This window comes from Terriglobales bacterium (genome assembly GCA_035457425.1).
Classification (GTDB): Bacteria; Acidobacteriota; Terriglobia; order Terriglobales; family Acidobacteriaceae; genus JACPNR01.
The window spans coordinates 1-21,138 of record DATIBR010000016.1; the positions used below are offsets into that span (position 1 = coordinate 1).

The window sequence follows — 21,138 nt, forward strand, 5'->3', positions numbered from 1 at the left end:
CGGCTCGTCGAACGACTTCATGATTTCGGCCTTGGTGATGGTCGCGCCGGCGGAGCGGGTGTAGATGACGTCGTCGGCGAAGAAGCGGTCGAACATCTGCCTGTCGGCGGCGGAGGGCGGCGTGTGCGAGGCGGCGGCGAGGAAGTCGGTGAGCAGCTTGCGCAGCTCGGCTTCGGCCGGGGCCTTCGACTGCGCGAAGGCGGGCGCGAGCAGCAGGACGAGGATGGTGAGAAGTCGTCGCATGGGACAGCCAGTTTCGAGTTTCGAGTTTCCAGTTTCAAGCAAAAAGCAATTCGGCCACGGATCGTCACGGATACTCACGGATCAGATCCGTGTTCTTCCGTGTTATCCGTGGCCAAGGTCTTAGGCCCGTGTTCCTTCAGGCCTTGCCGACCTCCTGGATGAGAAAGACCGACTCAGGCTCCTGTTGCGCCAGGCGGGCCTTGAGCTCGAGCGCCTGGTCGTACTGCATCAAGCCGCCGAGCGGGATGATGCTCATGGCCGTGCCGAGCACGCCGATGGCTACCTTCAACACCATGAAATGCTTGATCCGTTCCATCGCCTCTTCCGTTTGGGTTACATCCCGAGCCCGCCGTGGCGGGCGAGGGAACCCTACCTCAAGAAATATCCGTGTCGAGGTAGGGCTCCCTCGGTTCGCAAAGGCGGCGAACCTCGGGATGCGATTTAACCACCAAGGCCCTTACTTCTTCTCGTCGACGTCGACGTACTCGGCGTCGATCACACCTTCGTCTTTCTTCTTCTGGCCGCCGGCGGAGCCGTTGGCTCCGGGCTGCGGGCCTGCGCCCGCCTCGGGACCACCGGTCGCGCCCGGCTGCTGGGCCTTGTACATCTGCTCGGCCAGCTTGTGGGAGGCCGCGGTGAGCTTCTCGCGGGCGGAGTTCATCTGCGCCGCGTCGTTCGACTCGAGCGCCTTCTTGGCGTCGGCCAGAGCGTTTTCCACGTCGCCGCGCTCGCCCTGCGAGATCTTGTCGCCGTGCTCGCGCAGCATCTTCTCGATGGAGTAGACCATGCCGTCGAGCTGGTTGCGGGCTTCGACCTCCTCGCGCCGCTTCTTGTCCTCGTCGGCGTGCGCCTCGGCGTCTTTCGCCATGCGCTCCACCTCTTCCTTCGAGAGGCCCGAAGACGACGTGATGGTGATCTTCTGGTCCTTGCTGGTCGCCATGTCCTTGGCGGTGACGTTGAGGATGCCGTTGGCGTCGATATCGAACGTCACCTGGATCTGCGGGACGCCGCGCGGCGCCGGCGGCAGCCCGGTGAGGTGGAACTTGCCGAGCGTGCGGTTCTGCGCCGCCATCGGGCGCTCGCCCTGTAGCACGTGGACCTCGACCGAGGTCTGGGAATCCGCCGCGGTGGAGAAGGTCTCGGTCTTGCGCGTCGGGATGGTGGTATTGCGCGGGATCATCGGAGTGGCCACGCCGCCGAGGGTCTCGATGGCGAGCGTGAGCGGAGTGACGTCGAGCAGCAGCAGGTCTTTGACGTCGCCCTTGAGGACGCCGCCCTGGATGCCGGCGCCGATGGCGACGACTTCATCCGGGTTCACGCCCTTGTGCGGCTCCTTGCCGAACAGGTCTTTCACGAGCTGCTGGATGCGCGGCATGCGGGTCTGGCCGCCGACCAGCACGACCTCGTCGATCTTCGAGGCGTCGATGCCCGCGTCCTTCATCGCCTGCTTGCAGGGCGGGAGGGAGCGGTCGATGATGTCGCGCACCATCTCCTCGAGCTTGGAGCGGGTGAGCTTCTTCACGAGGTGCTTGGGCCCGGAGGCGTCGGCGGTGATGAAGGGCAGGTTGATCTCGGTCTCCATGGTGGTGGAGAGCTCGATCTTGGCGCGCTCGGCGGCGTCGCGCAGGCGCTGGAGGGCCATCTCGTTGCCCTTGGCGCGCAGGTCGAGGCCTTCGTCCTTCTTGAACTCGTCGATGAGCCAGTCGACGATGCGCTGGTCGATGTTGTCGCCGCCCAGGTGCGTGTCGCCGTTGGTGGACTTCACCTCGATGACGCCTTCGCCCACCTCGAGGATGGAGATGTCGAAGGTGCCGCCGCCGAAGTCGTAGACCGCGATGGTCTCGTTCTTCTTCTTGTCGAGGCCATAGGCGAGCGCGGCCGCGGTGGGCTCGTTGATGATGCGTTTGACGTCCAGACCGGCGATGCGGCCGGCGTCCTTGGTGGCCTGGCGCTGCGCGTCGTTGAAGTAGGCCGGCACGGTGATGACGGCCTCGGTCACCTTCTCGCCCAGGTAGTCTTCGGCGGCCTTCTTGAGCTTCATCAGGATGAAGGCCGAGATCTCCGGCGGGGTGTACTTCTTGCCCGCGGCTTCGACCGCGACGTGGTCGCCTTCCTTCACGACCTTGTAGGGCACCATCTTCATCTCTTCGTTGACTTCGTCGTAGCGCCGGCCCATGAAGCGCTTGATGGAGTACACGGTGTTCTCGGGATTGGTGATGGCCTGGCGCTTGGCGACCTGGCCGACGAGCCGCTCGCCCGTCTTGGTGAAGGCGACGACGGAGGGGGTGGTGCGGCCGCCTTCCTCGTTGGGAATGACCTTGGGCTCGCCGCCTTCCATGACCGCGACGCACGAGTTCGTGGTGCCCAAATCGATACCGATGATCTTTGCCATGAAATTCTCTCCGCTGCCCGCTTGACCGGGTATTCTGCTTTGATAGCTACGCCAGAATAGAAGTTGAGTGACTTACTGTCAAGTCATTGGATGTCGTCTGGAATGAGTAGGATGCAGAGAATTTCTGGATGGGAGAGACGGCGTAAGCTACAGGAAAAGAGGGGGTTAGCCGATTGCGATTGCCGATTGCCAATCGCCGATTGCCGATTACTCTCGGCGGCGGGACTCAATCGGCAATTGGCAATCGGAAATCGGCGACGCCTTCAGTCGTAGCGCTCGAAGATGATGTGTTTGGGGTCGACGTCCATGCCGGTGAGGAGGTCGCGGACGCCGGAGACCATGTTGTTGAGGCCGCAGATGTAGACGTCGGCCATGTGGCGCTGCTCGCCGGTGAACTGCTCGGTGATCTCGCGGACGATCTCCTGCACGTAGCCCTTGCGGCCCATCCAGGCGTCGGAGGGGCGGGAGACGGTGATCTCGTACCGAAAGTTGGGGTGCTCGGCGGCGAGGCGCTGGAACTCCTCGTGGTAGTAGATGTCCTTTTCGTAGCGCGTGCCGTAGACCAGCCAGAAACGTTTGCCGTGGTTGCGCGCCGGGTCGGCGAAGAGCCACTGCAGGAAGCCGCGCATGGGGGCGACGCCCGTGCCGGTGGCGACGAACATGGAGTCGTGAACGGGGTCGCGCAGGGTGAAGTGGCCGTGGGGCCCGTGGAACTTGACGGCGCTGCCTTCCGGCAGGTCGCACAGGTAGTTGGAGAAGTAGCCGTGCGGCACGCGGTTGAGGCAGAGATCGAACTCGCGCCCGCGGGGAGCGGAGGCGAGCGAGTAGGCGCGGGTGACGTGCTTCCCGTCGTCCTTAGTCTCGAGCATGGAGACGAACTGGCCGGACTTGAAGTCGAAGCGCTCGAGCTCGGCGACCTCCCACTCGAAGTGGCGTGTCTGGTCGCTGAGCCAGCGGGCGGCCTTCAGCCGGGCGGTGTAGACGGGACGAGCCAATCAGGTTCCTTCAGCGTGCGAAGTCGAACCTGTCATTGTAAATGAGCGGGGTCGCGGGCTTCCGCCAGCTAATTCGGCGGGCGGAAGGGCGCGTCGGCGCCGCCGTACTTCGGCAGGACCTCGCGCAGCGCCCACTGGATACGCTCGATGGATTCGCGCAGCTGCGCCGCCGATTCGCGGTCCTCGGCCTTGTGGGCGAAGAAGGTGATGACCTGGAGCGCGTTGCGGACGTGGTGGTTCATCTCGCTGACGATCTCGACGCGCTGCTGCATGAGCTCCATCTCGCGGCGATGCTGCTGCTGCCAGTACCAGAGGAACCAAGCCGCGAGCGCGCCGTCGGTCGCATTGGAGAGCAGGACGGTGTGCCAGCGCGAGATGCCGCTGTGGACCAGGGCCATGTCCAGGATGTAGCCGACCAGCGTGACGAGCACGAAGCTCGCGCCGACCAGGAAGAGGGGGTGTCGGAAAAAGGAAGAGAGCAGTCTGCGCATGGCGGAGACTCCTACGGCGATTGGATGCAGCGTGGCAAAAAACGTCTACCGGGATCGGACTATTCGACGGTGACGGACTTGGCGAGGTTACGGGGCTGGTCGACGTCGCAGCCGCGGCGCACCGCGATGTGATACGCGAGCAACTGCAGCGGCACGATCTCGAGGATGGGCGAGAGCAGCTCGGGCGCAGCCGGCACGTGGATCACGTGGTCGGCGGCTTCGCGGATGTCCTCGTCGCCCTCGGTGGCGATGGCGATGACGGTACCCGAGCGCGCCTTCACTTCCTTCACGTTCGACATCGTCTTCTCATAGCGCTGGACCGACGCGGGGTCGTTGCGGTCGCAGGTGGCGATGATCACGACCGGCAGGTTCTCGTCGATGAGCGCGTTGGGGCCGTGCTTCATCTCGCCGGCAGGGTAGCCCTCGGCGTGGATGTAGGAGATCTCTTTCAGCTTGAGCGCGCCTTCGAGCGCGATGGGGTAGTGGATGCCGCGACCGAGGAAGAGGAAATCCTGCGAGCGCTGGTACTCCTTGGCCAGGTCCTCGATCTCTTCGTCGTGCGCCAAGATGCTCTCGAGTTTCCCGGGGAGCCGGCCGAGCTCGGCGATGAAGTGCTTGGCCTGATCGGGCGACAGCGCCCCGCGCACCTCGCCGAGGTAGAGCGCGAAGAGGAAGAGGGCGGTGAGCTGGGCGGTGAAGGCCTTGGTGGAGGCAACGCCGATCTCCGGGCCGGCGTGCGTGTAGATGGTGCCGGCGGCCTCGCGGGTGATCATGGAGCCAACGACGTTGCAGATGGCGAGCGTCTTGGTGCCCTTGGCCTTCGACTCGCGCTGCGCGGCGATGGTGTCGGCGGTCTCGCCGGATTGCGAGATGAGCAGCGTGACCGATTTTTCCTCGGTGATGGGATCGCGGTAGCGGTACTCGCTGGCGTAGTCCACTTCCACCGGGACGCGGGCGAGGCGCTCGATCATGAACTTGCCGGCCAGGGCGGCGTGCCAGCTGGTGCCGCAGGCGGCGATGACGACCTTGCGAACGTCCCTGAACTCTTTTTCGGTGATCTCCATCTCGTCGAGGAAGACCTTGCCGGAGTCGAGCGAGACGCGGCCCAGAGTGGTGTCGCGCACCGCGCGGGGCTGCTCGTAGATCTCTTTGAGCATGAAGTGCTTGAAGCCGCCCTTTTCCGCCATGATGGGGTCCCAGGTGATGTGGGTGACCTGGCGCTGGATGGGCTTGCCGTCGAAATCGGAGAGTTGCACGCCGGTGGGCGTGATGACGGCGAGGTCGCCGTCGGAGAGGAAGAAGAGGTCGCGCGTGTGATAGAGGATGGCGGGGACGTCGGAGGCGACGAAGTACTCGTCCTTGCCCAGGCCGATGACGGCGGGCGGGCCGTTGCGCGCCGCGACGATCTTGTTGGGCTCGTCGGCCGAGATGACGGCGATGGCGAACACGCCTTTCAGTTCGTTGACCGTCTTGCGCACGGCCTCTTCGAGCGCGGGGCGCGAGCCGTTGGCCTTGGCGAACAGGTATTTCTCGACCAGGTGCGCGATGACTTCCGTGTCGGTCTCGGTGGTGAACTTGTGGCCGGCCTCGGCGAGCTTCTTCTTGAGCGCGAGGTAGTTCTCGACGATGCCGTTGTGGACGACGACGATCTTGCCGGTGCAATCGCGGTGCGGGTGGGCGTTCTCCTCGGTGGGGCGGCCGTGGGTGGCCCAGCGCGTGTGGCCGATGCCGTAGGTGCCGTCCATCGGCTTGAGGCGGATGACCTCTTCGAGGTTGCGCAGCTTGCCTTCGGCGCGGCGGACCTGGAGGCCCTCGCCGTTGCCGGCGACCGCGATGCCCGCCGAGTCGTAGCCGCGATACTCGAGGCGCTTGAGGCCGTCGAGGATCACGGGCACGACCCGCTTCTTACCGACGTATCCGACGATGCCGCACATAACAGTACCGAGTTGCGAGTGCCGAGTTGCGAGTACCGAGTTGCGAGTGGCCGAAAGCTATTGGATTCCGGGAACTGCCGGTGGACTCAGCGAACGTGGCTAGTCCTCGAGCTTGTACGAAAACTCCTCGATCACCGGGTTGGTCAGGACATCACGGGCGATGCGCTCGATCTGCTGCTGCGCGGCCGCCTTGTCGAGCCCGCCGTTGAGCTGGATCTCGAAGTACTTGCCCTGGCGGACGTCGGCGATGGCCGCGTGCCCCATCTTCTTGAGCGCGCCCTGGATGGTCTTGCCCTGGGGATCAAGGACGGTCTTCTTCAATGAAACGTACACGTAAGCTTTCATGGGAGATGAGGGAGATTATACAGTCCATCCGAACCTGGGGCGCACGCTCGTCGCGCAGGGCTTCGAGAAAGTCCAACGCAAAGGCGCGGAGCGCGCTGAGGTCTTTCTTGTTCGCCTCAGCGTACTCTGCGCCTCTGCGTTGAGTGTTATTTCCGGCGGGTGAGCCAGGAAGCGAACCCGCCGATGAGGAAGCCGGCGGCGAAGACCAGCGCGGCGGTCTCCAGTGGATGCTTGCGGACCTCGCGCTCGGCGCCATGCTTGAGTTCCTCGGCCTTTTCGGCGCCGCGGCGCATGACGAAGCGCGCCTTCTTGCCGGCGGTCTCGACCACGTGCTGCACGTCCGTCTTCAGCTTTTCCATCGGCTCGGCCAGTTGCTCCTTGGCCTCGGCCATAAGTGTGGGCATATCAGTCCCTCCTTACGCGTAAGAGGACACTACTTCAGCTTGCAGTAGAAGCGCGGGAGGGGAAGCTGTCAGTGACTGCGGTCACCGGAGGAGTCGACAGTCCACGGTCCACAGTGCACAGTGGCCGAGTCATCGCCGGGGCGCAGCGGGCCACCATTCAAAACCAGAGCAATCCAGCTCCCAGGTACCGGCGCACTTTCGGTTCGGTGGAGTCGCGCACGCTACAGCCCGAAGAGCTCGCGCAGGCGCTTGGTCTGGGCGCGGGAGACTGGTACTTCGGTCTGCTTCTTGTCGTCCATGCGCAGCTGGTAGCTGGACTTGAACCACGGCACGACTTCCTTGATGCGGTTGATGTTGACCAGGTAGGAGCGGTGGGCGCGCCAGAAGGTCTTGGGGTCGAGCGACTCGAGCAGCTCCTCGAGCGTGCGGCAGTTGGACTGGCCTTCCATCTGGGAGGTGACGACGGTGATGACGCCGTCTTCGATGCTGGCGTAGCAGATCTCCTTCTGGTCGACCAGGTACATGCGGCCGGCGGTGCGCAGCAGCAGCTTCTGCGGCTGGGGCGCCTGCTGCTGCTCCAGCATCTTGACGAGCGCGTCGATCTGGCTGGCGGCGGGCGCGGCGGATTCCTTCTGGGCTTCGTTCTTCTCGATGTTCTTACGCGCCTTTGCGACCGACTGCGCCACGCGCTTCTTGTCGAAGGGCTTGAGCAGGTAGTCGACCGCGTTCACCTCGAAGGCTTTGACCGCGTACTGGTCGAACGCCGTCGCGAAGACCACCTGCGGCATCGGCACTTTCTTGTCGAGCAGCTTCTTGATGACGCCGAAGCCGTCGAGCCCGGGCATCTGGACGTCGAGGAAGACGAGGTCGGGCTCGTGCTCCTTGATGAGGTTCACGGCTTCGAGGCCGTTCTTGCCCTGCGCGACCACCTCGACTTCGCCGGTGGACTTGAGCAGGTACGCGAGCTCGTCGCGCGCAAGCTGCTCGTCGTCGATGATGATGGTGGAGAGCGGCATCTCTGCCCGACAGTATAAAACCCTTAACCACGAAGGACACGAAGGAGCACGAAGGTCTTTGAATCCTTCGTGAACCTTCGTGACCTTCGGTGAAAGGTTCTAGGCGATTTGCGTGACGGCTTTCCCGCAGGCGGGGCAGAACTTGTCGTCGGGACGCATCTGCGCGCCGCAGCTGGCACACGCGGGCTTGAGCGCCTTGCCGCACTTGGTGCAGTAGGTGAACCCGGGCTCCGCCGAGGCGCCGCAGTACGGGCAGGCAGACTGCAACGGCTTCCGCAGGATGAAGTAGATGACGTACCCGATGCCGTTGGGGATGAGGATGACCAGGACCGTCCAGAGAGCGCGGTTCATGCCGCGGCGGCCGGCGTCGCGGTTCACATAGCCGAGCAGCATCGCCCACACGAAGAGCGCGAAGCCGATCACGATGCCAAGCAGCAGGCGCACGGCGGGCGGCGGCGGCACCTTTTCGCTGTGCAGGATGGCCACGTGGAACACGAACTGCATGCAGAAGAACCCGATCGTGCCCAGCACGTAGGACCACCAGGGGATGATCTTCAGTTCCTTCGAGAAATCACTTTCAAGTCTTTCCATGACTATCTCCGGATCCTTTCGACTTCCACGTAGTGCCGCGAGCCGCGCAGCCACATGGCGGCGGCGGCGGCGAGCAAAGCGGGCGTGACGGCCGCCGACAGGAACACGGCGATGGCCGTGGTCTCGGGCGATGAGGTCATACCGCCGAGCCAGCCGGCGAACTGCCAGAGCAGCGGGACACTGATCCAGGCGAACAAGGCGGCGACCGCGACCGAGGCGGTCAACATCCAGCGGCGGCTCTCGCGCTCGCTCAACTCGAGCGCGTGGCGCAGCAGGCGCTGCTGCGCGGCGGCGACCATCTCGGGGTCGGCCGTCAGCGGGACCGAGTGCAGCGCCTCGCGGACGGCCTGCGTCCGCTCGAGCAGGGCAGCGCAGCCGGGGCAGCCGGCAAGATGCTCCTGCAGCCAGCGTTGCTCCGCGGCGTCGGTGGCGCCGCCGACGATCAGCTCCTTGGCGCGAAGGTGTGCGTCGTGACTCACGAACGGTCTCCTAGCTTGGTTTCCAGCAACTCCAGCGCGCGATAGAGGCGCGACTTCACCGTGGCCAGCGGGATGCCAACGACCTGCGCGATCTCTTCGAGCGGCATCTCCTCCTGGAATCTCAGGACCACGACCTCGCGATAGGCGGCGGGCAGGCTGCCGAGGCACGCCACCACGCGCTCGCGGTCTTCGGTGGTGGCGGCCTGCTGGAACGGGGTCGGACGCTGGTCGGCGACCTGGAGCGGCGCCTCGCGCTCCGGGTCGGTCAGCGCGTCGAGGCTGACTCCGCGCCGCGTGCGGAAGTGGTCGACGGCGAGGTTATGGGCCAGCCGCAGCAGCCAGGCGGCGAAATCGGACTTGCCGTCGTACGTGCGGCCACGCTCCAGCACGCGCAGCCAGGTCTCCTGGAAAAGATCCTCGGAGAGGCGGTGGTCGCCGGTGAAGTGGACGAGGTAGCGGAAGAGCCGGTGCTGGTACTGCTCGATGAGGCGGCCCAGCAGGTCCGGGTCGCGCCGGCGCAGGGCGTGCGCGATCCGGGCGCTCTCGCTCTCCATCGTCACGTAAGCGTAATAGGCAGTCGCAGCCATGCTATCGCTACATACGGACGGGGCGGGAAAAAAGACGCAGGAAATCGCGCCCCAGGTCAGGCGGGCCGCGGCGATCGGTCAGGGACTATTCCGCCGCCGACTTGGCCTGCGGCTTCCAGCGGAGCACGGGCTTGCGGGCGGCCAGCACTTCATCCAGGCGCGAAAGCCGCGTGGTGTGGGGCGCGTCGAGGACGAGCTGCGGGTCCTGCTCGCACTCGCGCGCGATCTCGCGCATGGCGTCGATGAACAGGTCGAGCTCTTCCTTCGACTCGCTCTCGGTCGGCTCGATCATGAGCGCGCCGGGCACGATGAGCGGGAACGAAACGGTGTAGGGGTGGAAACCGTAGTCGATGAGCCGCTTGGCGATGTCGCCGGTCTTCAGGCCCTTGGCGGTCTGCTTGCGATCGCTGAAGACCACCTCGTGCATGCTGGGCGTGGAGTAGGGAAGGTCGTAGACGCCTTCCAGTCGCTTGCGGATGTAGTTGGCGTTGAGGACGGCGTCTTCGGTCGTCATGCGGAGGCCGTCGGGCCCGTTGGCAAGGATGTAGGCGAGCGCGCGCACGTGCATGCCGAAGTTGCCGTACCAGGCGCGCACGCGGCCGATGGACTTCGGCCGGTTGTAGTCGAAGCCGAGCGTGCCGTCGGGCTTCTCGCACACCACCGGCGCCGGCAGGAACGGCTCGAGGTGCTTCTTGCAGGCGACCGGTCCGGAGCCGGGTCCGCCGCCGCCGTGCGGCGTCGAGAACGTCTTGTGCAGGTTGAGGTGCATCACGTCGACGCCGAAGTCGCCGGGGCGCGTCTTGCCGACGAGCGCGTTCATGTTGGCGCCGTCCATGTAAAGCAGCCCGCCCTTGGAGTGCAGGACGTCGGCGATCTTGTGGATCTCCTGCTCGAAGACGCCGAGGGTGTTGGGATTTGTGAGCATCAGGCCGGCGACGTCTTCGTTCATCTGCGCGACCAGAGAAGGCACGTCGACCATGCCGGCGGCGTTCGACTTCAGGTTCTCGACCGCGTAGCCGCAGATGGCGGCGGTCGCCGGGTTGGTGCCGTGGGCGGAGTCGGGGATGAGGATCTTCTTGCGCGGGTTCCCCTGCGACTGCAGAAACGCGCGGATGAGCAGGATGCCGGTCATCTCGCCGTGCGCGCCGGCGGCGGGCTGCAGGGTGATGGCATCCTGGCCGGTGATCTCGAGCAGGCAGTCGGCGAGCGTCTTCATCACGCGCAGCGCGCCCTGCGACAGCCGCTCGGGCTGGTACGGGTGGGCGTAGGCGAGGCCGTCGATGCGCGCGGCGACTTCGTTGACGCGCGCGTTGTACTTCATGGTGCAGGAACCCAGCGGATAGAGACCGGTGTCGACGCCGTAATTCCAGGTCGAAAGCCGGGTGAAGTGCCGGATGATCTCGATCTCGGAGACTTCGGGGAGATGGCCGACGTCCGCACGCACGGCCGCGCCGAGGAGCTTCGCGGCGTCCACGGCGGGGACGTCGAGCGGCTCGAGGCGGTACGCCTTCTTGCCGGGCGAGGACTTCTCGAAGATGAGGCCTTCGTTCTGGTTGACGTGGGTGGTGGCTTTCTTCGGGCCGCTCATTGCGCCACCGCCTTCACGGCCGCGTCGATGTTTTCCTTCTTGGTCAGCTCGGTGCAGCACCAGAGCGCGGCGTTGCCGAGCTCGGGATAGAACTTCTTGAGCGGGAAGCCGCCGATGATCTTCTGCTCGAGCAGTCTCTCGTTGATGGCGTAGGGGTCGCCCGCCGTCTGGAGGACGAACTCGTTGAAGCGCGGCGCGCCGGCAAACAGAACTTTGCCTTTTTTGCCGAACTCGTTCGAGGCGTATGCGGCCTTCGCGAGGTTGTGCTGCGCGAGCTCCCTCAGCCCCTCGCGTCCATAGATGGTCATGAAGATGGTCGCCATCGTCGCCACCAGAGCCTGGTTGGTGCAGATGTTGGAGGTCGCCTTCTCGCGGCGGATGTGCTGTTCGCGCGTGGAGAGGGTGAGCACGAAGCCGCGGCGGCCGTGCTTGTCGACGGTCTGGCCGACGAGGCGTCCCGGCATCTGGCGGACGAACTGCTCCTTGGTCGCGATGACGCCGGCGTAGGGGCCGCCGAAGCCGAGCGGCACGCCGAACGACTGCGCTTCCATGGCCACGATGTCGGCTTCCACCGGCGGCTTCACCACGCCGAGCGACATGGCTTCCGCGATCGAGACCACCAGCAGCGCGCCCTTCTTGTGCGTGAACTCGGCGAGCGCGGCGACGTCTTCGATCGTTCCGAAGAAATTCGGCGATTGCACCATGACGCACGCCGTCTGGTCGGTGACAGCCTTGTCGAGCGCCGCCATGTCCAAGCGGCCGTTCTCGCCGAAGCCGACCTCGGTGATGGGCAGGCCCTGGTGCTGCGCGTAGGTGCGCAGGACTTCGCGATACTCCGGATGCACGCTGCGCGCGATGACGACGTTGCTGCGCCCGGTGAGGCGCACCGACATCATCGCGGCCTCCGGGACGGCGGTCGAGCCGTCGTACATCGAAGCGTTGGCGACCTCCATGCCGGTGAGCTCGCAGATCATGGTCTGGAACTCGAAGATGGCTTGCAGGGTCCCTTGCGCGATCTCCGCCTGGTAGGGCGTGTAGGCGGTGAAGAACTCGCCGCGCGAGATGAGCGAGTCGATCACCACCGGGCGATAGTGGTTGTAGGCGCCCGCGCCGAGGAAGGTGGCGTAGCCGGCGGCGTTGTCGCGCGACGACTGGCGGAAGAACTGCAGGATCTCCTGCTCCGACATCTGGCGCGGGACGTTGAGGTCGCCCTTGAGGCGGTACTCGGCCGGGATGGGCGCGAACAGGTCGTCGATGGACTTGCAGCCGAGCTCGCGCAGCATCTGCTCGCGGTCGGCGGGCGATTTCGGAAGATAGCGCACTCTTAGTGGCCTTCTTCCGCGACGAACTTCTCGTAGTCTTCCGCGCTCAGCAGGGAGTTCAGCTCCGCCTTGTCCTTGATCTTGACCTTGATCATCCAGGCGGCGTGGGCGTCCTTGTTGATGCTCTCGGGAGCGCTGTTGAGCTCTTCGTTGATGGCGGTGACGCTGCCGGAGACGGGCGCGTACAGCTCGCTGACCGCTTTCACCGACTCGACGGTGCCGAAGCTCTTGCCGGCGGTGGTGTCGGCGCCGGCCTTGGGCAGCTCGACGAAGACGATGTCGCCGAGCGACTCCTGCGCGTGATGCGTGATGCCGATGACGCCGGTGTCGCCCTCGACCTTGATCCACTCGTGCTCTTTCGTGTACTTGCGGTCTTTCGGATACGTCATGAGTCCTGCGCTTTCTTTCCTACGACTTCCTGGGACGCTTATAAAAAGGTGTCGGAACCACTTTGGCCTTGATCTTCTGGCCGCGGACCTCGACGGTGACAGTGGTGTCGAGGGAAGAGAAGTGCGGCGGCACGTAGGCCAGCGCGATGTTCTTCTTGAGGAAGGGCGCGGGCGAGCCGCTGGTGACGTAGCCGAGCTCGTCGCTGCCGCGCTCGTCGAAGACTTTGTAACCGTCGCGCGCGATGCCGCGGTCGACCATCTCCAGGCCGACCAGCGTGCGGCGGATGCCGGTGGAGCGCTGCTTCTCGAGCGCCGCCCGGCCGATGAACTCGGGTTTTTCCATCTTCACGAAGCGGTCGAGCCCGGCTTCCCAGACCGTGATCTCGTTGGAGATCTCGTGGCCATAGAGCGCCATCTTGCCTTCGAGGCGCAGCGTGTTGCGCGCGCCCAGGCCGCAGGGCAGGATGCCGAACTGCTTGCCGGCTTCGAGCACCTCGTTCCACACGCGCCGGCTGGTGGCTTCGTCGGAGGGAACGTAGATCTCGAAGCCATCTTCGGCGGTGTAGCCGGTGCGCGCGATGAGCGTGTTCTTCAGCCCGCAGACGGTGCCGTAGGCGAACCAGTAGTTCCTGATCTTCGCCAGGTCGGCGTCGGTCAGCTTCTGGAGCAATTCCTGCGCGCGCGGTCCCTGGATGGCGAGCTGCGTGTACTTGTCGCCCACGTCCTCGGCCTTGACGTCGAAGTGCTTGACGTTGTCGCGCACCCAGCCGAAATCTTTTTCGCGCGTGCCGGCATTGATGACGAGCAGGTAGTCGTCGTCGGCCATCTTGTGGACGATGACGTCGTCGACGAAAGTGCCTTGCGGGTAAAGCAGGGCGGAGTAGTGTGCCTGGCCGGGTTGCAGCTTCGAGGCGTCGTTCATCGAGATGTGCTGGACGGCCTCGAGCGCCTGCTGGCCCGAGATGCGGATGTCGCCCATGTGCGAGACGTCGAAGAGGCCCACGCCGGTGCGCACCGCCAGGTGCTCCTGGATGAGGCCGCCGGGCTTGCCGCCGAAGCCGGCAGGATATTCGACCGGCATGTCCCAACCGCCGAAGTCCACCATCTTGGCGCCGAGCGCGCGATGCACGGGATGGAGCGCCGTCTTGCGGAGACCCGTCGCTTCAACCGTGGTGGCCACTGTGGGGATTCCCTTCTGGGGCGGCGATGCAAGGTGGAACCAGCTACGTTATCACGCGATTTTTTCGGGGGTCAAACCTGGTTTCGCGCATTGCCGCTTGCCAGCCGCGCCAAGTTGTGGCGATATAGTGCGGAACACAGCAAGCACATCTCCCCCTGGGGTTCCGCAATGCCCGCTCCTCGTCCCGTACCGGCCGGTGCAAGAGAGCAAGTCCATCGTCTGCGTTCCAAGGACCCGCGCTCGGGGCCGTCGCGCTCTCGCCACACGCGCGACGACGGCCCGCGCTACCAGCCGGGCGATCCCATCAAGGAAACCGGCATCTACGAGGTCATCCACGACCGCGACCACCGCACCGCTCACGAGGCCGTGATGCTGGCGAACGACAAGTTCCCGGCGTGCGACACATGCTTCGAACGGGTGCGCTTCCGCCTGGTGCGGACCGCGCCCTATATCTTCGACGACGCCGATTTCGAGAGCTAGACCGGAGCAGCGGCTCTCTCCGGCAGCAGCGTTGAATCTTCCGGCGCGATGGGTCTAGAATTTTCGCGGATGCCGGTACCTGCCATGGCTGAGAACGTCTTCAAGCCTGGGGAGAAAGCTCCGCAATCGGGTATTTACAAGGTCTTGCACTACCAGCACCGGCTGTACCACGAGGTGACGATCCTGGCCGGCCAGTCCCTGCCGGCTTGTCGCCGATGTGGCAACGACGTCCGGTTTCAGCTTGTGAGTTCGGCCGTCCCGGTCGAGGACGACGCCGACTTTCAAGCTTCCCCTGGCGGCAGCAGCAAAGGCTAGCCCGGGGGAGCGGTCTCCAGCAGAGCAACACATTCAGGCCCGGGGCCGAAGTGTGCCTTGAGACTTCCCAAGCCGCCCGTCTCGCGCTAGAGTGGCGCGCATGGCAGATAGATTCATATGCGCCGTCTGTGACCTGCCGGAAGAGAAGTGCCTGTGCGAGAAATACTGCGGCCTGTGCCAGGGCCTGCATAACGTCCGCCTGTGCAACGACGGGCAGTACTACTGCCTCGATTGCCGGGAAGCCTGCGACCTGCAGGCGCAGGAAGCCGAAGGCCACGGATAGCCGACACGCGCCCACCACTCGCGCTCGCGGAGTGAGCAGCCCTCCGCGTACCATGGCTGCTCCCGCATCCACATGATCCTCGAAGCCCTGCACGCCGTCGCCACGCACCAGCGCTCGCTCTCGCGCGCGCAGGCGCGCGCCGTGATGGCGGAGATCCTGGGCGGCACGGCGAGCGACGCGCAGATCGGCGCGCTTTTGGTCGCGCTCCACATCAAGGGCGAGACGGTGGAGGAGATCGTCGGATTCGCGGAGGCCATCCGCGAGGCGGCGGCACCGGTGACCGCGGTGGGCGATCCCGCCATCGACGTCTCCGACACCGAGCGCGACGCGCTGGTCGACACCTGCGGCACCGGCGGCGATACCAGCGGCACCTTCAACATCTCGACCGCGGTGGCGCTGGTGATCGCGGGCGCGGGCGTGCGCGTGGCGAAGCACGGCAACCGCAGCGTGACCTCGCAGTGCGGCTCCGCCGACGTGATGGAAGCGCTCGGAGTGAAGATCCAAATGCCGCCCGAGCGGCTGGCGGCGTGCTTGCGGGAGGCCGGAATCGCGTTCCTGTACGCGCCCGACATCCACCACAACATGAAGCACGTGCAGACCGCGCGCCGCGACCTAAAGCTGCGCACCATCTTCAACCTGCTGGGCCCGCTGACCAATCCCGCCAAGGCGTCGGCGCAAGTGGTCGGCGTCTACTCCGAGACGCTGGTGGAAAAGCTCGCGGAGGCGCTGAAGCGGCTGGGACTCAAGCGCGTGCTCGTCGTCCACGGCATGGACGGACTCGACGAGATCACGCTCACGCGCGAGACGAAGGTCGCGGAGCTGCGCGGCGACGGCCGCTTCCAGACCTACTACGTGCAGCCGGAAGACTTCGGGCTGAAGCGCGCGCCGCTGGAGGCCATCTCCGGCGGCGACGCGAAGCAGAACGCGGCCATCATCCGCGAGGTGCTGGAGGGAAAGAAGTCGGCGCGGCGCGACGTGGTGGTGCTGAACGCGGCGGCGGCGCTGGTGGCGGCCGGGAAAGTGGATTCGATCAAGGCAGGCTTCCCGCTGGCGGAGCAGTCCATCGATTCCGGCGCGGCGAAGAGGAAGCTGGAAGCGCTGGTGCGCTTCACAAGCGCGTAGTCATCGTGAACCGTATTGTCATTCTGAGGCGAGTTCAGTCGCCGAAGAACCCATTCATTGCAGACGAATGCATGGATCCTTCGGCGGCTGAAGCCGCCTCAAGATGACATTTTGCCTCACGATGGCTGGTAAATCCCCACGATGGCTCTTGGGACTAGCGCACTTCCACCTTCTGCATCCACTGCGCGATCTCGACCTTCCAGCGGAGGGCTGACGTCATCGCCAGCCGCAATTGCGACGAAGCCGCCGGCTCGCCGTGCACGAGGTACGTCACCGCCGGCGCGCGTTTGAACGTCCGCAGCCACTCGAGCAGCTCGGGCGTGTCGGCGTGGTCGGAGAACTGCTCGATGGCGGCGACCTGCGCGCGCACCGGGATCTCCTCGCCGAAGATCTTCACGGAGCGCGCGCCCGCTTTGATGGCGGCGCCGCGCGTTCCCGGCGCCTGGAAGCCGATGAAGACGACCTGGTTCTTGGGGTCAGGCAGGCGCTGCGCGAGGTGGTGCACCACGCGCCCTCCGGTCGCCATGCCGCTCGACGACACGATGATGGCAGGGAACCGCGATTCGTTGATCCTCTTCGACTCTTCCACTTTCTCGTCGAAGAAGAAGTTGTCCCACTGGAGGGGTGAGCCGTAGCGGTCGACCAGCCGCCTGGTCTGCTCGTTGAACTCGTCGCGGTATTTCAGGAAGATCTCGACCGCCTTGATGGCCATGGGGCTGTCGGTGTGCACCGGGACGCGCGGGATCTCGCCGGCCTCCATCATCTCCTTCAGCAGGAAGAGGAGCTTCTCGGTGCGCTCGACGGCGAACGCAGGGACGACGACCGAGCCGCCGCGCTTCACGGTGTCGGTGATGAGCCGGGCGAGCTCGGGCCGGGGGTTGGTGGTGGGATGCAGGCGATTGCCGTAGGTGGACTCCATCACCAGCAGGTCGGCGACCTCGCCTTCCTGCGGGCCGGAGTGCACGACCTTGCCGGGCGCGACTTCGGTGTTGCGCACGCGGCCGATGTCGCCGGTGAAGAGCAGGCGGCGCTGCCCGCCGGCGGCGCGCACGGTGACCTCGGCCATCGCGGACCCGAGGATGTGCGCCGCGCGCACGAAGCTGAAGGTGAAGTCCGGGTTCAGGCGCTTGACCTCGCCTACGCCGACCGGTTGGAAGTACCTCAGGCAGTCGAGCGCCTCCTGCTCGGTGTAAAGCGGCAGCGCGGGCGAGTGGCGCGACGACTTCTTCTTGTTGGCGTAGGCCGCGTCCTCTTCCTGCAGGTGTCCGGAATCGGGCAGCAGCACGCCGCACAGGTCGATGGTCGGCTGCGTAGCGTAGATGGGCCCGGTGAAGCCGGCCTTGACGAGGCGCGGGATCCAGCCACAGTGGTCGAGATGCGCGTGCGTCAGGATGACGGCGTCGATCTCGCGCGCGGGGATGGGCGGCGGCTCCCAGTTGCGCTCGCGCCATTCCTTCTGGCCCTGGAAGAGGCCGCAGTCCACCAGCACCTGGAAGCCCCCGGTGTTGACCAGGTGCTTGGAGCCGGTGACGGTGCCGGCCGCGCCGAGGAACTGGATGTAGGTCATCGGTCTTTGGTCGTTGGCCCTTGGCCGTTGGCGGGCAGTGTAACCGGCGCGGAGTTGTTGCTCCTATCTTCTTCCGGGACGCTGCCGTCGTTGACGGTGACGCCGGTCGGCGCCGCAGGGACTGTGATGCGGGCGGTGGCCTTGTCGTGCGCGGGCACGCGCAGCCGCTCGGACTTTTCGCCGCCGGCGGTCTGTACGGCTACCGGGACCTCGGCGGTGGCGCCGCCGGTGTTCTCCACCGTGACGACGACGGTGAAGGTGTCGCGCAGGGTCGGGCGGACGAGCGTGTTCACGATCTTGAACTCGGGCAAGCCGCGGTCGCGATACACCCAATCATTGAAGAACCACGCCAGGTCTTTTTTCGATTCGCGCTCCAGCAGTTGCTGGAAGTAGTCGGCCTGCTTGTCGTCGGCGGGACGATAGGCGGCGAGCGCGCGGCGCAGGGCGTCGTCGCCGGCGAGGTCGCGCAGCATGGAGAAGACGAACATGCCCTTGACGCGCACCAGCACGTCGTTGTGCGTGAGCAGCAGGGCGTCGCCGCGCAGCTCATCGTCGCTGTCGAGCAGTTGGTGCTCGATCTCGGCGAGCATGGCGGCGCGGGTGTTCATGAAGTCGAGCGCGGCCTTGCGGCCGCCGGCGCTCTCGCGCAGCAGGACCTGCGCGAGCTGCGCGACGCCTTCGTCGAGCCAGAGCCGCGGCGAGGCGAACGAGGCATGCGCGATCTGGCGCGCGGCGTTGGTCTGGAGCAGCAGCGGGTCGCGCGTGTCGAAGGGCGTGGCGGAGAAGCTGCCGCTCTCGAAGGCGCCGATCTTCGCGCCCGGGAGCTGGACGATGGCCGACTTCGCGCGCGGCGTGAACCAGTCTTCGAGATATTTCTCGGCGCGCTCGAAGGCGGCGAGCACGTCGAGCGCGCGCGGGCGCTCCTCGAGGTAGTAGGCGGTGGCGTGCGGGCGCTCGACCACGCCAAAGGTCGCGGCTGCCACGACGGGCACGCGGTCGCCGGTGAGCGCGAAGTCGTAGCCCGCGCACTTGGCGCGCGTGGAGCTCGCGGCCACGGCGCGCGGCGTCCCGCTGGCGACGATGGTGAAGCCGACCGGCATCTCGGCGCGCACGCAGAGGTCGGCGGAGAGCACGCTCTGGCCGTGACGCGCGCGCCACGCGGCGAGCTGGTCGAAGAAGGCGCGCGGATAGGTGATGGGCTGCGGCGCGATGGCGATGGGATACCACGTCACGTAGCCGGCGCCGCGGAAGATGGAATAGCCGGTTTCGATGCGGTCCCAGTCGCTGGCTTCGGCGACGTCGAGCGGGACGGCAGCGCAGCCCGGGCACTTCGCTTCCGTCAGGCGGCGCGCGTCGAGCGCGATGGTGCCGGAGTAACCGACTTCCAGCTCCGCCGTGCCGCCCTTCGCGATGGGAGCGGGAAGCTGGATGACGGCCTCCGACATCCGGCCGGTGTGGTCGTAGTCGGAGCGCAGCTCACGGACGGTGAACGCCAGCGGCTTGCCGGCCTGCTGCACCGACTGCCACTGCATCCCGCTGGAGATCTGGAGAGCGAGCGCATTCTGCGGGGCGGGGGAGTCGTTGCGGACGGCGAGCGTTCCGCTGGCCGCGAGGGCGCCTTCGCCCGGCACGATCTGGACGTCGAGCTGCCAGCGCGTGATGGTGAAGGCCTCGCGGTCCTGGGAGAAACCACTACCGCAGAGGACGCCAAGGACGCAGAGGAGTTGGAGGAAGGTCTTCAACGCTACTTCTTTCCTCTGTGCCTCTGGGTCTCTGGGGTGGAATCTTGATTTGTGCGCTGGCGCACGACTTCGTACATCACGATGCCGGCGGCGACGGAGACGTTGAGCGAGCTGACGGAGCCGGCCATGGGCAGGCGCACCAGGAAGTCGCAGTGCTTGCGGACGTGCTCGTGCAGTCCCTTGCCCTCGGCGCCGAAGACGAGCGCGCAGTGCATCTTGTAATCGACCTGGTCGTAGGTCTGGTCGCCGCGCTCGTCGAGCCCCACGATCCAGATGTTCTGGTCTTTCATGTCCTCGAGCGTGCGCGAGATGTTGGTGACCTTGGCGATGGGGACGTGCTCGCTCGCGCCGGCGGAGGACTTTGCGACTGTGCCGGTCACGTGCGCGGCGCGGCGCTCGGGCACGATCACGCCGTCGGCGCCGGCGCCGTCGGCGGCGCGCAGCACCGCGCCCAGGTTGTGCGGGTCTTCCACCCCGTCGAGCACGACGAGGAAGCTCCACTCGCCCTTTCGGTTCTCGATCAGGTCGTCGGCTTGCGAGTACTGCTTGGAAGTCGTGACCGCGACCACGCCCTGGTGGTTCGCGGTGCGGGCCAGGCGGTCGAGCGCCTCGCGCGGCACGAAGCGCACCGGGATGCCGGAGGCGCGGCAGTCGTCGATGATGCGCTGCATCTTGGGGTCGCTGCGCTCCTTGGCGATCTCGACGTGGTCGAAGTTGCGGGCGCGCGCCTTCAGCGCCTCGGCGACGGAATGGATGCCGTAGATAACGTCCATCGGGACCATTGTAGCGGTGGTCGGCCCTCGGCCCTCGGTCGTCGGCCGCCACGAGTCTGCCGAGGACCGACAGCCGACGACCGACGACCATGTACACTGAAATGTCATGCAGGAAGTATTCATCGTCTCCGCGGTGCGGACGCCGATCGGGAAGTTCGGCGGCTCGCTGGCGTCGCAGACCGCGGCCGATATGGGCGTGGTCGCGGCGAAGGCGGCGCTGGAGCGCGCCGGCGTGGCGCCCGACCAAGTGGACGAGACCATCTTCGGCAACGCGCGCCAGGCCGGCGGCGGTCCCAACGTCGCGCGCCAGATCTCGGTGCGCGCGGGCGTCCCCAAGGAAGTCACGGCGTACACCGTGAACATGGCGTGCGCGTCGGGGATGAAGTGCATCGCGCTCGGCTACGACGCCATCCGGGCCGGCGACGCGGAGTGCGTGCTCGCGGGCGGGACGGAATCGATGTCGCGCCTGCCGTATTACCTCGACGGCGCGCGCTGGGGCTACCGCCTCGGCAACCAGGAGCTGGTCGACGGCATGTACCGCGACGGCTTCCTCGACCCGCTCTCCAAGCTGGTGATGGGCGAGACCGCCGAAGTGCTGGCCGAGCAGTACAAGATCACGCGGGCGGAGCAGGATGAGTTTGCGCTCACCTCGCAGCAGCGCGCCGAGCAGGCCATCCACGGCGGCAAGTTCGCCAACGAGATCGTGCCGGTGACGCTGGAAGGGAAGAAGGGTCCGACCACGTTCGCCCAGGACGAGCACCCGTTCCTCGGGGCGTCGATGGAAAAGCTGGCGAAGCTCGCGCCGGTGTTCTCGAAGACGGGAACGATCACGGCCGGGAATTCTTCCGGCATCACCGATGGCGCCGCCGCGGTCGTCGTCGCGTCCGGCGGGTTCGTGAA

General features: G+C 65.9%; 24 protein-coding genes. 5 read left to right on the top strand and 19 right to left on the bottom strand.

The genetic code is table 11. The annotated features are described in order from the left end of the window. The 16 genes from VLA96_01425 to gcvT form a co-directional block, all read right to left on the bottom strand. Nucleotides 1-243 (bottom strand): hypothetical protein (locus VLA96_01425; protein HSE47846.1); only part of this gene is annotated, 243 nt, incomplete at its 3' end. Between the two features lie 136 nt (nt 244-379). Beyond that, a complete protein-coding gene (locus VLA96_01430) occupies nt 380-559 on the bottom strand; it encodes a hypothetical protein (protein HSE47847.1) in 180 nt (59 codons plus the stop codon). A 141-nt stretch (nt 560-700) separates the two neighbouring features. Next, nucleotides 701-2,635 carry a molecular chaperone DnaK gene (dnaK, locus tag VLA96_01435; GenBank protein HSE47848.1) on the bottom strand — a complete coding sequence of 645 codons (1,935 nt, stop codon included), beginning with the start codon at nt 2,633-2,635 and terminating at the stop codon, nt 701-703. A gap of 263 nt (nt 2,636-2,898) precedes the next feature. Continuing rightward, on the bottom strand, nt 2,899-3,630 hold the full coding sequence (locus VLA96_01440; GenBank protein HSE47849.1) for an FAD-dependent oxidoreductase: 732 nt from the start codon (nt 3,628-3,630) through the stop codon (nt 2,899-2,901). A gap of 68 nt (nt 3,631-3,698) precedes the next feature. Further along, nucleotides 3,699-4,121: a hypothetical protein gene (locus tag VLA96_01445; GenBank protein ID HSE47850.1), complete on the bottom strand. Its 423-nt coding sequence runs from the start codon at nt 4,119-4,121 to the stop codon at nt 3,699-3,701. Nucleotides 4,122-4,180: 59 nt separating this feature from the next. Next, nucleotides 4,181-6,055, bottom strand: a complete 1,875-nt coding sequence (gene glmS, locus VLA96_01450; GenBank protein ID HSE47851.1) for a glutamine--fructose-6-phosphate transaminase (isomerizing) — start codon at nt 6,053-6,055, stop codon at nt 4,181-4,183. A 99-nt stretch (nt 6,056-6,154) separates the two neighbouring features. Continuing rightward, nucleotides 6,155-6,400, bottom strand: coding sequence for a phosphoribosylformylglycinamidine synthase subunit PurS (gene purS, locus VLA96_01455; GenBank protein ID HSE47852.1), 246 nt, complete (start codon nt 6,398-6,400; stop codon nt 6,155-6,157). Nucleotides 6,401-6,546: 146 nt separating this feature from the next. Further along, nucleotides 6,547-6,804: a hypothetical protein gene (locus VLA96_01460; GenBank protein ID HSE47853.1), complete on the bottom strand. Its 258-nt coding sequence runs from the start codon at nt 6,802-6,804 to the stop codon at nt 6,547-6,549. Between the two features lie 221 nt (nt 6,805-7,025). Then, nucleotides 7,026-7,820, bottom strand: a complete 795-nt coding sequence (locus tag VLA96_01465; GenBank protein ID HSE47854.1) for a LytTR family DNA-binding domain-containing protein — start codon at nt 7,818-7,820, stop codon at nt 7,026-7,028. Nucleotides 7,821-7,919: 99 nt separating this feature from the next. Then, nucleotides 7,920-8,411, bottom strand: a complete 492-nt coding sequence (locus VLA96_01470; GenBank protein ID HSE47855.1) for a zinc ribbon domain-containing protein — start codon at nt 8,409-8,411, stop codon at nt 7,920-7,922. Between the two features lie 2 nt (nt 8,412-8,413). Further along, on the bottom strand, nt 8,414-8,890 hold the full coding sequence (locus tag VLA96_01475; GenBank protein HSE47856.1) for a zf-HC2 domain-containing protein: 477 nt from the start codon (nt 8,888-8,890) through the stop codon (nt 8,414-8,416). Further along, a complete protein-coding gene (locus VLA96_01480; GenBank protein HSE47857.1) occupies nt 8,887-9,477 on the bottom strand; it encodes a sigma-70 family RNA polymerase sigma factor in 591 nt (196 codons plus the stop codon). The genes VLA96_01475 and VLA96_01480 overlap by 4 nt, the downstream gene beginning before the upstream one ends. 85 nt (nt 9,478-9,562) lie before the next feature. After that, on the bottom strand, nt 9,563-11,065 hold the full coding sequence (gcvPB, locus tag VLA96_01485; GenBank protein HSE47858.1) for an aminomethyl-transferring glycine dehydrogenase subunit GcvPB: 1,503 nt from the start codon (nt 11,063-11,065) through the stop codon (nt 9,563-9,565). Next, nucleotides 11,062-12,387 (bottom strand): aminomethyl-transferring glycine dehydrogenase subunit GcvPA, encoded by a 1,326-nt coding sequence (gene gcvPA, locus VLA96_01490; GenBank protein HSE47859.1) that lies wholly within the window; start codon nt 12,385-12,387, stop codon nt 11,062-11,064. Before gcvPA ends, gcvPB begins: the two co-directional genes overlap by 4 nt. A 2-nt stretch (nt 12,388-12,389) precedes the next feature. Continuing rightward, nucleotides 12,390-12,776: a glycine cleavage system protein GcvH gene (gcvH, locus tag VLA96_01495; GenBank protein ID HSE47860.1), complete on the bottom strand. Its 387-nt coding sequence runs from the start codon at nt 12,774-12,776 to the stop codon at nt 12,390-12,392. Between the two features lie 19 nt (nt 12,777-12,795). Continuing rightward, nucleotides 12,796-13,956, bottom strand: a complete 1,161-nt coding sequence (gene gcvT / locus VLA96_01500; protein HSE47861.1) for a glycine cleavage system aminomethyltransferase GcvT — start codon at nt 13,954-13,956, stop codon at nt 12,796-12,798. A 168-nt stretch (nt 13,957-14,124) separates the two neighbouring features. Between gcvT and VLA96_01505 the strand changes: the two genes are divergently transcribed. The 4 genes from VLA96_01505 to trpD all read left to right on the top strand — a co-directional run bounded on the left by VLA96_01505 (nt 14,125) and on the right by trpD (nt 16,156). Further along, nucleotides 14,125-14,436 (top strand): hypothetical protein, encoded by a 312-nt coding sequence (locus tag VLA96_01505; protein ID HSE47862.1) that lies wholly within the window; start codon nt 14,125-14,127, stop codon nt 14,434-14,436. An 84-nt stretch (nt 14,437-14,520) separates the two neighbouring features. Continuing rightward, on the top strand, nt 14,521-14,751 hold the full coding sequence (locus VLA96_01510) for a hypothetical protein (protein ID HSE47863.1): 231 nt from the start codon (nt 14,521-14,523) through the stop codon (nt 14,749-14,751). Nucleotides 14,752-14,851: 100 nt separating this feature from the next. Continuing rightward, nucleotides 14,852-15,034, top strand: coding sequence for a hypothetical protein (locus VLA96_01515; protein HSE47864.1), 183 nt, complete (start codon nt 14,852-14,854; stop codon nt 15,032-15,034). A 72-nt stretch (nt 15,035-15,106) separates the two neighbouring features. After that, entirely contained in the window at nt 15,107-16,156 is a 1,050-nt protein-coding gene (gene trpD, locus VLA96_01520) for an anthranilate phosphoribosyltransferase (GenBank protein HSE47865.1), read from the top strand. Nucleotides 16,157-16,310: 154 nt separating this feature from the next. Here trpD and VLA96_01525 read toward each other — a convergent pair whose 3' ends face one another. From VLA96_01525 to rlmB, 3 genes are read right to left on the bottom strand one after another with little or no spacing between them, the layout of a single operon-like run. Further along, on the bottom strand, nt 16,311-17,723 hold the full coding sequence (locus tag VLA96_01525; protein ID HSE47866.1) for an MBL fold metallo-hydrolase: 1,413 nt from the start codon (nt 17,721-17,723) through the stop codon (nt 16,311-16,313). Next, nucleotides 17,720-19,465, bottom strand: coding sequence for a hypothetical protein (locus tag VLA96_01530; GenBank protein ID HSE47867.1), 1,746 nt, complete (start codon nt 19,463-19,465; stop codon nt 17,720-17,722). The genes VLA96_01525 and VLA96_01530 overlap by 4 nt, the downstream gene beginning before the upstream one ends. 2 nt (nt 19,466-19,467) lie before the next feature. Continuing rightward, complete coding sequence (rlmB, locus tag VLA96_01535) at nt 19,468-20,238, bottom strand: 23S rRNA (guanosine(2251)-2'-O)-methyltransferase RlmB (GenBank protein HSE47868.1); 771 nt, start codon at nt 20,236-20,238, stop codon at nt 19,468-19,470. Nucleotides 20,239-20,344: 106 nt separating this feature from the next. Here rlmB and VLA96_01540 point away from each other — a divergent pair. After that, a partial coding sequence (locus VLA96_01540) for an acetyl-CoA C-acyltransferase (protein ID HSE47869.1) occupies nt 20,345-21,138 on the top strand: 794 nt, incomplete at its 3' end.